Raw genomic sequence first — 10,667 nt, 5'->3', positions numbered from 1 at the left:
CCCCCCCCCCCCCCCCCCCCCCCCCCCTCCCCCCCCCCCCCCCCCGGGGGCCCCCCCCCCCCCCCCCCCCCCCCGCGGGGGGGGGGGCCCCCCCCCCCCCCCCCCCCCCCCCCCCCCCCCGCGCCGCGGCAAGCAGCGGCGCGCTAGCATTGTAGTCGAGATAGGCGCGTCTTCCGGCCATTTTCGTTTCGATCGGTCCATTCCGCGAGGATAACGCGTTATTTCCTTGAAATTGCAAGGCAAGCCGTCCTATTTACGCGACTTGCGGCGTGGATGGCCGAACCACGACGTTTTGGCCATCCAGTTTTGAACAATTCTAAACTAGCTTCTAAGAAGACGCTCGCCCTGCGTCAAGGCCTGGGAAGACTGGGGCCAGAGGAAGAGTTGTTCCAAGCACCGCGCATTCTTATGCCATGTGGAGTATTTTATGCCTGAGGTCATTTTCACCGGTCCGGCCGGCCGCCTGGAGGGTCGCTACCAGCCTTCCAAGGAAAAGAGCGCGCCGATCGCCATCATCCTGCACCCGCACCCACAGTTCGGCGGCACGATGAACAACAAGATCGTCTACGACCTCTTCTACATGTTCCAGAAGCGGGATTTCACCACGCTGCGCTTCAATTTCCGCGGCATCGGCCGCAGCCAGGGCGAATTCGACCACGGCACCGGCGAATTGTCGGATGCGGCCGCGGCACTTGACTGGGTGCAGTCGCTGCATCCGGATTCCAAGAGCTGCTGGGTCGCCGGCTATTCGTTCGGCTCGTGGATCGGCATGCAGCTTCTGATGCGCCGGCCGGAGATCGAAGGCTTCATCTCGATCGCGCCGCAGCCCAACACCTATGATTTCTCGTTCCTGGCGCCCTGCCCTTCGTCCGGCCTCATCATCCATGGCGACGCCGACAAGGTTGCGCCGCCAAAGGACGTGCAGGGGCTGGTCGACAAGCTGCACACGCAAAAGGGCATCACCATCACCCAGAAGACCTTGCCCGGCGCCAACCATTTCTTCTCCAACGATGCGGACCTCCTGCTCCAGGAATGCGCAGACTATCTCGATCGCCGTCTGGCCGGCGAGTTGTCCGACCCGCGGCCGAAACGGTTGAGATAGGCCGAACAGCGAAGATATCTCCGGCATCTCGGCTCTGTCGCAGGATATGGCATTCGATTCGATGCCGTGCGGCGCCGTTACAGCGGTCAGGTGGCAAAACCGGATTCCCCTTTTGCTGACCGCGCTTGGATGCTAAACGCCCGCGTTCACCCATACCACGCCCGATCCGCATCGGTCGGGCGCTTTCGGGAAAGAAAAAATGTCCGCCTTCAAATCCGATTTCCTGCGCGTAATGAGCGAGCGTGGTTTCATCCACCAGATTTCGGATGATGCCGGCCTCGACCAGCTTTTCGCCAGGGAAACGGTGACCGCCTATGTCGGCTACGACGCCACGGCGACCAGCCTGCATATCGGCAATCTGATTTCCGCGACCATGCTCTACTGGCTGCAGGAGACCGGCCATCGGCCGATTGCGCTGATGGGCGGCGGCACTTCGATGATCGGCGATCCTTCCTTCCGCGACGACCAGCGCAAGCTTTTGACGCCTGAGGCCATCGCCACCAACATCGAGGGCATCAAGCGCATCTTCGGCCGCATCCTGCGTTTCGGCGACGGTGCGGGCGACGCGATCATGGTCAACAATGCCGACTGGCTGATGAAGCTCAACTATGTCGAGTTCCTGCGCGATGTCGGCCGGCATTTTTCGGTCAACCGCATGCTGACCTTCGACAGCGTCAAACTGAGGCTCGAGCGCGAGCAATCGCTCTCCTTCCTCGAATTCAACTACATGATCCTGCAGGGCTATGATTTCGTCGAGCTCAGCCGGCGCTATGGCTGCCGCCTGCAGATGGGCGGATCGGACCAGTGGGGCAACATCATCAACGGCGTCGATCTCGGACACCGCATGGGCACGCCGCAGCTTTATGCCCTGACCACACCGCTGCTGACGACGTCGTCAGGCGCCAAGATGGGAAAATCGGCCAAGGGCGCGGTGTGGCTGAACGGCGACCTCTACTCGCCCTATGATTTCTGGCAGTACTGGCGCAACACCGAGGACGCCGACGTCACGCGCTTCCTCAAGATTTTCACCCGCCTGCCGCTTAGCGAGATCGCGCGGCTCGCCGCGCTTGGCGGCTCAGAGATCAACGAGGCCAAGAAGGTCCTGGCCACTGAAACGACGACCATCGTGCACGGCCGCGAGGCGGCCGAGCAAGCCGAGGAAACCGCGCGCAAGACGTTTGAAGAAGGGTCGCTGGCCGAAACGCTGCCGACCGTCGAGGTCGGCAAGGCCGATCTGGAAAGCGGCGTCGGCATATTGTCGCTGTTCGTTGCCGCCGGGCTTGCCGCGTCCAACGGCGAGGCGCGGCGACACATCCAGGGCGGCGCCGTGCGGCTGAACGACCAGTCCGTGTCCGACGATCGCCGGTTGGTGACACTTGAGGATCTAGGTCCGGAACAGGTCGTAAAGCTGTCGCTCGGCAAGAAAAAACACGTTCTGGTGCGGCCGGTCTGACCAGCGCTTGATCGATCTCGATGGCGGCATGCAGCTCGCACCCCCGCTAACGGACGCGGTTCTTCAGGTCTTTTCCCGATGCAAGCCTATTGATATTGTCCGCAATCGTTTCCTGGCGGCGGCTGATCGTGCCGTTGGTCCATCCCGACATGTGCGGAGTCATCATCACGTTGTCGAGTTCATGAAACGGCAGGCGTGAGGGCAGCGGGTTCGGCTTCTCTGCGTTCGGATAAACGTACCAAGTGTCGATGACGGCCCCGCCGATCCGTCTCGCCTTCAGCGCCTCGTAGAGAGCTGTTTCGTCGATCACGGCGCCGCGGCCGACATTGAGGATCACCGCGCTTGGCCGCATGGCGGCAAGTTCCCCAGCGCCGATCAGTCCCTGCGTCTGTTCCGTAAGTGGAAGCGTGTTAGCGATCGCATCGGCTGACCCCATGAAGGCCGGCAGGTTTGACAGCGCATAAGTCTCGTCTACCACTTCCGAAATGGAGACTGGGCTGCGGTTGGCGATCGACACCCGCATGCCAAAAGCTTTGGCGCGATGGGCAAGAGTCTTGCCGATATGGCCATGGCCGAGGATGCCGATGGTGGTTTCGCCGAGCTCGGTGCGCAAGCCGTCAGACCCTCCCGCCCAATATTTCCAATCACCCTTCCGTAGACGCCGGTTAGCGTCGGCGAGCGGCACGTGGCGCGAGCAGCGCCGCCATCACATATTCGGCGATCGCGTTCTCATGGCCGAAGCAGTTGCACAGCGCCGCGCCGGCAGGCAGGACGGCGGGATCGATCCCGTCATACCCGGCACCTGGAACCTGATAGAGCTTCAGGCTCGAGGGTATCGGCATGGTGGAGGTGAGCCGGATACCGACGATGACGTCCGCCGCTGAATAGAGCGCGCACGGCGTCTCCCCAAACAGATCGTCGGGCACTTCGGCGATGTCGTGCGACTCCTCCAGCAAGGTTTCGAGGCCCCTCCGGAAGGTCAAAGCGTTCGCGCCGTGGAAAACGATGTGCATCCTTGAAGGCTCCTTATCGATCGAACGCAAGCTGAACCTTCATTGACTGCGCCCGATCGGAAGCCAGCCGAAAAGCCTCGTCCGCGCTGTCCAGCGGCACGGTCGCGGTCACCAGCGGTGAAAGATCGACCGCTCCCTTCGCGATCAGTTCCACGGCCCACGCGAACTCTGCATCAAAGCGGAAGCTCCCGCGAAGCGACACTTCCTTGGCGACGGCTGTGTTCAACGGCATGGAAACGTCACCACCAAGGCCGACGGCGACAATAATGCCACGCGGGCGCACAACCTCGAACACAGCCGCAAGTGCCTTCCCATTGCCGGAGCACTCAAAGACGGTGTCGAAAGCGCCCTTCTCTTCCGCGAAAGGCCGGAATGCGTCGGGCGCCTCGCTAAGATCGAGTGTTCGGTCGGCCCCGAGCTTGCTTGCGATCCGAAGCGGCGCGGCGGCAATATCGGTGCAGACGATCTCTTGCGCGCCGGCATGCCGTGCGGCGACGATCGTGAGGCAACCGATCGGTCCGCAGCCCGACACCAGCACGCGCTTTCCGACCAACGAGCCTGCCGAGGAAGCCGCATGCAGGCAGACGGCGAGGGGCTCGGCACAGGCCGCCAGGCCGAGGTCGAGATCGGCGGGAACCGCGAAGACTTGCACCTCGGGCAGGGTCACCTCCTCGCGGAACAGGCCCTGCATGTGGGGAAAGCGCATTGCGCTGCCGAAGAACCTCATGTCGAGGCACTGATTGCTCATCTTCATCCGGCAATACCGACATTGCCCACACGGCATGCTCGGATTAATCGCCACACGATCGCCCACTTTGACCTTTGCGACGGCCAGCCCTGTCTCAACAACGCATCCCGCAACTTCGTGGCCGAGGATCATCGGCTCCTTCAGCTGCACGGCGCCGAAACCGCCGTGGTGATAGTAATGGAGGTCGGAACCACAGATGCCGCCGCGCTCGATGCGCACGCGCACTTCGCCGGGACCGGGCGACTGTGCCGGTTCGTTGTCTTCGATCCTGATGTCGTGCGGCTTATAAGCAACCAGCGCGCGCATGAAACAGCTCCTGCGGGAGGTCAGAGGACGGAAATCATTCCGCCGTCGACATAGATGATCTGGCCGCTGACATAGTCGGACGCGGCGGAGGCAAGGAAGATCGCGGCGCCGACGAGCTCTTCAGGCTTTCCCCAGCGCCGGGCCGGCGTCCGGCCTTTGACCCAAGCATCGAATTGAGGATTGGCGATCAGCGCCTCGTTCATGTCCGTCACCATATAGCCCGGGCCGATGGCATTGACCTGGATGCCATGTTCGGCCCACTCGGCCGTCATGGCTTTGGTCAGCATTTTGATGCCGCCCTTGGCGACGGTGTAGGGGGCTACCGTGGCGCGGGCCAGTTCGCTGGTCAGCGAGCCAATATTGACGATCTTGCCGCTGCCTCGGGAGATCATCCGCTTCGCGGCCTCGCGGCCCACAATGAAGGCGCTGGTGAGGTTCGTGTCGATCACCCTCTGCCATTCCGCAGTCGAAAGTTCCACCATCGGCTTGCGCAGCTGGATGCCCGCATTGTTGACGAGGATGTCTATCGCCACACCCTCCCGATCGAAGCCTTCGAAGGCGGCGACGACAGAGGCCTCATCCGTAACGTCGAAGCAGGATTCGCGCACGCTCATCCCCTCTTCGCGCATATTCGAGGAAGCCGCGAGGAGGCGATCGCGGTTGACGCCGTTCAGGACAATCGACGCGCCCGCCTGCGCCAGTCCGACGGCGATAGCATGGCCGAGACCGCGCGAAGAGCCAGTCACCAGGGCCGTCTTGTTCTTCAGGCTGAACAGGCTGATCGACATTCTAGTCTTCCCTAGATCATAAAGACGAGGCTCGCACCGAGAGGTCAGCCCTCTCGAAGACGGACGGCAGGAGTTCGAGACCGAGGCCCGGTCCCTCCATCGGATAGACGTAGCCGTTTTCGATTTTCGGCACTGTCGTGACAAGCTCGTTGTACCAGCCGCGATAGAAGGCGCGCACCGATTCCTGGATCAGTGTGTTGGGTTGGCTAAAGGACATATGAACCGCAGCGGCGAACCCCACCGGTCCGATGCAGTCATGCGGCGCAAAGGGACGGTGATAGGTTTCGGCAAGTGCCGCGATCTTGCGCCCCTCGGTCAGCCCCCCGGTCCAGCACAGATCGACCATGACGACGTGCATTGCGTCGCGCTCCAGCATGTCCTTGTAGGGCCAGCGCGAGCCGAGCGTCTCGCTGGCGCAGACCCAGACGTCGGTCGACGCGGCATATTCGGCGAGCGCCTGCGCCGAGTTCATCCGGATTGGGTCTTCGTACCAAGTCGGGCTGTACGGTTCGAGCGCCTTAGCGATCTTCCTCGCCGTCGGCAGGTTCCACAGCGAGTGGAACTCGACCATGATCTCGATCTTGTCGTCGACGGCCTTGCGGATCTTTTCGAACGGCGCGACCGCCTTCTTCATCTGCTCCGCGGTGATGTACTGGCCACGCGTTTCCTGCGCGGCCGGATCGAAGGGCCAGATCTTCATGGCTGTGATGCCGGACTCGAGCAGGTTCTCGGCGAGTTCGTCCGGCCGGTTCATGAAGCCGTCGAGATCTTCGTACGGTCCTTCGCGCCCGCCGAGGTTCCAGTTCGACACCGGCCTGATGTTGTTGGTGCGGACATAGCGGTATCCGGCGCAGGTGTTGTAGATGCGGATCTTGTCCCAGCACAGGCCGCCCAGCATCTGGTGCACCGGTTGGCCGCAGACCTTTCCGAAGATATCCCAAAGCGCGATGTCGATCGCCGAGGCGGCCCGGTATTCGGCCCCGGTTGACGACTGCGCCATCGGAAGCGAGACCATTTCCTTGTTGAGCGCCTCTATGTGCAGCGGATTGCGGCCCAACAGTCTGGCTGCGAGCGTGTCGTGGATGTGCGCCTCCACCGCCCCAGCCCCATAGAAAGTTTCGCCAAGTCCGGTCACACCTGCATCGGTCTCGACGTGGACCCACAAGACGTTTGAGAACTCTTTCAGCCGGAAGGTCTTGATCGAGGTAATTTTCATTGTTGTGCCTTTGGGAATTTTTCCTAGCCGAAGAATCGCGGGAGCCAGAGCGAGATTTCCGGGAAGCTCAGAAGCAATGCCAGAACAGCAAGCTGCAACAGTATGAAGGGCCAGAGAGACGCGAATATTTTCTGAAGGGTGATCTCCGGTGGGGCCACGCTCTTGAGATAGAACGCTGCCGGTCCGAACGGCGGCGAAAGGAACGCAACCTGCATCGTCACCGAAAAGAGTACGCCGAACCAGACCGGGTCGTAGCCGAGAGCCAGCACGATGGGCACGAAGATCGGCATGCAGAGCAAAAGGATGCCGATCCAGTCCATGAACATGCCGAGCACAACAAACACGGCCATCATGACCAGGATGGTGATGAAGGGCGAGATGTCGAGGCCGGTGATGAGGTCCGTGACGTAGCGCTGTCCGCCTGACAGATTATAGACGCCAATCAGGACGGCCGCACCAAACGTCACCCACAGGATGATGCCGCAGGCGCGCAAGGTCTGCGTCAGCGCCTGGCGAACGATCTTCCAGCTCAGTTCTCCGCGCAGCGCGATGATCGCAATCGTCATCCCCACCGCGATGCTCGCCGCTTCGGTGATAGAGGTGATGCCGCCATAGATGCAGCCGAATACGGTTACGATAAGCGCAGCGGTCGGGAGCGCGCCGCGCGTAAACTTGCCCCAAGAGAACTCGGCAAGATCTTTTGCCGAAGGCATCGGTGCGATGGATGGGTTCAGCCAGCAGCGCACGACAATGTACGCAAGATAGACGCCGGCGAGCAGAAAGCCGGGAATGAACGAGGCCAGAAACAGCTTGTGCACGGAGACGTCGGCCGTCAGGCCGTAAATGATGAGCACGATCGAAGGCGGGATCATCGTGCCCAGCGAACCACCGGCGCAGACGATCCCGATGGCGAGATTGCGGTCATATCCGAGACGCAGCATCTGCGGCAGGGCGACGAGGCCAAGCAGCACAATCTCGCCGCCGATGATCCCGCTGATCGCGGCGAGCAGCACCGAAATCACGAGGGTGACGATGCCGATGCCGCCGCGCACCCTTCCGACCACGCTGTGGAGTGCGTCGTACAGGTCACGGGCCAGGCGTGAGCGTTCGAGCAGCGACGCCATCAGGATAAACATCGGCACCGAAAGCAGCGTGTATTCGGTGGCCAGGCCGTAGACCGTCTTGTGAGCAAGCGCGATGACCGGCGATCCGAACTTGGCGTAGGCTACAAGAATGGCGAGTGAGCCGGCGGCGAAGGCGAGCGGCACGCCGACGGCCATAAGCCCAAAGACACCGAAAAGCAGAATTATGGAGATGAGTTCGATCGTCATGTCCGGCCGCCCGTCAGGTAATGCGTTCGTCTTCGACCGGCGGGTGGCGGCGGCCGTTGCGAACGAAATTGACGATTGCAATGAGCGCCATGGCAGCTGCGGCCACGACGATGAGCGGTTTGATCACAGCCGGAATGGGTGGGTTCCAGGCGGTGCCGAAACGCTCCCAGGTGACAAGCGCGCGCCATGCCGTCGGAAATCCGAACCACGCCAGCCCGCCGCAGAAAACCAGGGTGCAAAGGAGTGCAATCGCGTCGAAAACACGCCGCACCGGCCGGGGCACCATGTCGTAGATCACGGAAATCCGCAGATGTTCGTCACGTTGCATGGCGTAGACGCCAGACACCAGGAAGACGATCGCGGACAGGAAAAGCGACAGTTCGTTGGCCCACACCGTGGGGCTTCCGAAAATGTAGCGCGCAACGACCTCATAAAGCGTGATCACTACGATCACGAGCAGCAGCAGGGAAAACCAAGCCAGTGGCGACTTGCCTGCTTCGTGGTGGGTATCCGGTTCGGCTGACATGATGCTGCCTCTCGGTTTCGGGCGGCGGCATCCAAGCCGCCCGCCCGGTTGAAATGCGGAGGGCTATTTCAGGATGCCGAGCTTGGCCATGTAGGCGACATGCGACTCGTAGGCCGCCTTTGCCTCCGGGCTGCGCTGCGCCCAATCGCCCCAAACCTCTTGGGCAACCTTGCGGAAAGCGAGCCGGTCCTCCTCGCTCCAGTTGTGAAGGGTGACGCCGGCAGCCGTCAGTTCGGCCGCTGCCTTCTCGTCGTCGACCGCCGATTGAGATGCAACCTCCTTGGCGATCGTGTCGACCGCATCGCGAAGCGCTTGCTTCTGGGCATCTGACAGTGCGTTCCACCTGTCGAGGTTGACCGTGACATGCTCGATCGGCATCGAATGGAAGCCGGGATAGGTGGCATGCTTTCCAACGTCATAGAGGCCGAGCCCTTTGTTGACAGCCAAGGTCGAAGCGTCGGCGCCGGAAACCGTGCCCGTGGACATTGCCGTGAACACTTCGCCGAACGGCATCACGACCGGAGCTGAACCAAGTTTTTGGAAAATTTCCGATTCCATCCCCGGCGGCGAGCGGAATTTCCACCCCTTCAAATCCCCGATTCCGGCCAGTGTGGTCGTAGATCCAAGCGATTCCGGCGTGGCGACGAACACGCCGACCAGATGCATGTTGAATTGTTCATAGAGTTGGTTGGCGAGGTCGAGGCCTCCGGCATCCCTGTACCACCCGAGGATCTCCGCCGGGCTTGGAGTAACCGCCCATGATGTCGCCATAGAATTGGAAGGCTGGGTTCTTGCCGGTGACATAGCCCGCGCCTGTCGCGTCGCCGTCGATAATGCCGGTAGCGGCCGCTTCGAAGGCTTCGGATGACTTCACGACCGACGAACTGGTCAGCATCTCTACCTGAAGTGTTCCACCTGACCCCTGGTTTGCAAGTTCAGCAAAGCGAATGAGCGCCTTGCCTTGCAGCGATGTCGGGCTGTGATGCGTCTGGAAACGCAGCGTCGCGGCCCCATCGGCCAATGAAGCGGCGGGCACAATCGCAAGCAGACCGAACAACGCGGCCCCTGCTATGCGTGATCGAAAGCTGGTCATGCTGAACTCCTCCTGAGCAAGATCACATCGCCTCCACGATGTCAGTGACATATTGTAAAATATCACTAAAGATCACATATCCGAGTTTTGCACCATACGCAACGCCAATTTGGGATGCGCCCGCGCGATGCAGCAGGCGACGAATGCGGGACCAGCGCAAAAGGTGGGGAATGGAGGGCAGCTACAGAAAGCGCTTTGCACGCGATGAAATATCACAATATGTTGTGTATTACGCACAAAGCGAGATCGGAGAGGCATGAGCAAACAACCCCCCAATAGGCGCGTGAAGCCCAAGGCGGCAAAAGGGATGCCTATCGACACCCCCTCACCGACTCGCCGGAATGCTGTTAACCTGCTGGACCTGGCCTACGAGAAATTCGAGCACCTGATCGTCACGTGCGAGTTAAAACCTGGAGCTTTTCTCACGATACAAGACCTGCAGGATATGTCGGGGTTCAGCCGCACGCCCGTCCATCAGGCCGTCACGCGGCTAGCGGCCGACACCCTGATGATCGTCAGGCCCCGGCATGGCCTGCAGGTGGCCCCCATTGATCTGGCGCGAGAGCGACTGCTGCTCAAACTCCGTCGCGATCTCGAGCGTTTCGTCATTCGCCTCGCGGCGGAGCGATCGGGCTCGTCGCATCGCAACCAGATGCTGCACTTGGCCCGTCAGTTGCGGGAACGGCGGGAAGCGATTGCAATTGGTGAGTTCAATGCTTTTGACCGGCGGATTGACCAACTGATCTTGGCCGCAGCGGGCGAGCCGTTTCTGGAACACACGCTGCGCCCGCTTCATACCATCTTCAGACGTGTTGGCTGGATCTATCACAATCGCACCAGCGGACACTCCAATATTAAAAAGACCGTCGACACGCATCTGTCGGTCCTGGATGCAGTGGTCAAACGGGACATCGAGCAGGCCATTCGATCCTCTGATTCCTTGATCGATTTCGTAGACAGCATGTTCGATGTCATCGAACGCGACGTCGATCCTGAATTCATGGACTGTACCCTCGACCCAATTCTGCCGATGGCTTCTGCTGAACGGCAGGAACAAAGAAACGCCGTCGCCAAATCCTAAAATGCTTTTG

Annotated in this window: 12 protein-coding genes; 3 read left to right on the top strand and 9 right to left on the bottom strand. The window is 61.1% G+C overall.

The window, feature by feature from the left end; translation table 11 throughout:
* Positions 1–427: 427 nt before the first annotated feature.
* Both AC0L2R_RS01310 and tyrS read left to right on the top strand, forming a co-directional pair.
* Complete coding sequence (locus AC0L2R_RS01310; RefSeq protein WP_027154148.1) at positions 428–1,102, top strand: alpha/beta hydrolase; 675 nt, start codon at positions 428–430, stop codon at positions 1,100–1,102.
* Positions 1,103–1,301: 199 nt separating this feature from the next.
* A complete protein-coding gene (gene tyrS / locus AC0L2R_RS01305; protein WP_473507476.1) occupies positions 1,302–2,555 on the top strand; it encodes a tyrosine--tRNA ligase in 1,254 nt (417 codons plus the stop codon).
* Between the two features lie 46 nt (positions 2,556–2,601).
* On the opposite strand, the gene AC0L2R_RS01300 is transcribed toward tyrS, so the two are convergent.
* The 9 genes from AC0L2R_RS01300 to AC0L2R_RS01260 all read right to left on the bottom strand — a co-directional run bounded on the left by AC0L2R_RS01300 (position 2,602) and on the right by AC0L2R_RS01260 (position 9,576).
* Positions 2,602–3,240 carry a 2-hydroxyacid dehydrogenase gene (locus AC0L2R_RS01300; protein WP_473507475.1) on the bottom strand — a complete coding sequence of 213 codons (639 nt, stop codon included), beginning with the start codon at positions 3,238–3,240 and terminating at the stop codon, positions 2,602–2,604.
* Positions 3,221–3,568 carry a hypothetical protein gene (locus AC0L2R_RS01295; RefSeq protein WP_473507474.1) on the bottom strand — a complete coding sequence of 116 codons (348 nt, stop codon included), beginning with the start codon at positions 3,566–3,568 and terminating at the stop codon, positions 3,221–3,223. The genes AC0L2R_RS01300 and AC0L2R_RS01295 overlap by 20 nt, the downstream gene beginning before the upstream one ends.
* A 13-nt stretch (positions 3,569–3,581) precedes the next feature.
* Positions 3,582–4,622: an L-idonate 5-dehydrogenase gene (locus AC0L2R_RS01290; RefSeq protein WP_473507473.1), complete on the bottom strand. Its 1,041-nt coding sequence runs from the start codon at positions 4,620–4,622 to the stop codon at positions 3,582–3,584.
* 20 nt (positions 4,623–4,642) lie between these two features.
* The gene (locus tag AC0L2R_RS01285) at positions 4,643–5,410 is read right to left on the bottom strand and encodes an SDR family oxidoreductase (protein ID WP_473507472.1); all 768 of its coding nucleotides are present in this window, start codon (positions 5,408–5,410) and stop codon (positions 4,643–4,645) included.
* Positions 5,411–5,426: 16 nt separating this feature from the next.
* Positions 5,427–6,626 carry a mandelate racemase/muconate lactonizing enzyme family protein gene (locus AC0L2R_RS01280; protein WP_473507471.1) on the bottom strand — a complete coding sequence of 400 codons (1,200 nt, stop codon included), beginning with the start codon at positions 6,624–6,626 and terminating at the stop codon, positions 5,427–5,429.
* Between the two features lie 23 nt (positions 6,627–6,649).
* Positions 6,650–7,957, bottom strand: coding sequence for a TRAP transporter large permease (locus tag AC0L2R_RS01275; RefSeq protein ID WP_473507470.1), 1,308 nt, complete (start codon positions 7,955–7,957; stop codon positions 6,650–6,652).
* 13 nt (positions 7,958–7,970) lie between these two features.
* Positions 7,971–8,483, bottom strand: a complete 513-nt coding sequence (locus AC0L2R_RS01270; protein WP_473507469.1) for a TRAP transporter small permease subunit — start codon at positions 8,481–8,483, stop codon at positions 7,971–7,973.
* 63 nt (positions 8,484–8,546) lie between these two features.
* The gene (gene dctP, locus AC0L2R_RS01265; protein WP_473507468.1) at positions 8,547–9,149 is read right to left on the bottom strand and encodes a TRAP transporter substrate-binding protein DctP; all 603 of its coding nucleotides are present in this window, start codon (positions 9,147–9,149) and stop codon (positions 8,547–8,549) included.
* 10 nt (positions 9,150–9,159) lie between these two features.
* On the bottom strand, positions 9,160–9,576 hold the full coding sequence (locus tag AC0L2R_RS01260; RefSeq protein ID WP_473507467.1) for a hypothetical protein: 417 nt from the start codon (positions 9,574–9,576) through the stop codon (positions 9,160–9,162).
* Between the two features lie 307 nt (positions 9,577–9,883).
* On the opposite strand from AC0L2R_RS01260, the gene AC0L2R_RS01255 reads away from it, so the two are divergent.
* On the top strand, positions 9,884–10,657 hold the full coding sequence (locus AC0L2R_RS01255) for a GntR family transcriptional regulator (protein ID WP_473507730.1): 774 nt from the start codon (positions 9,884–9,886) through the stop codon (positions 10,655–10,657).
* Positions 10,658–10,667 lie beyond the last annotated feature (10 nt).

The sequence above is a fragment of the Mesorhizobium sp. WSM4820 genome (assembly GCF_055811075.1).
Note: the sequence above shows the minus strand (reverse complement) of the source record. Positions and strands in the feature narration are given on the sequence as shown.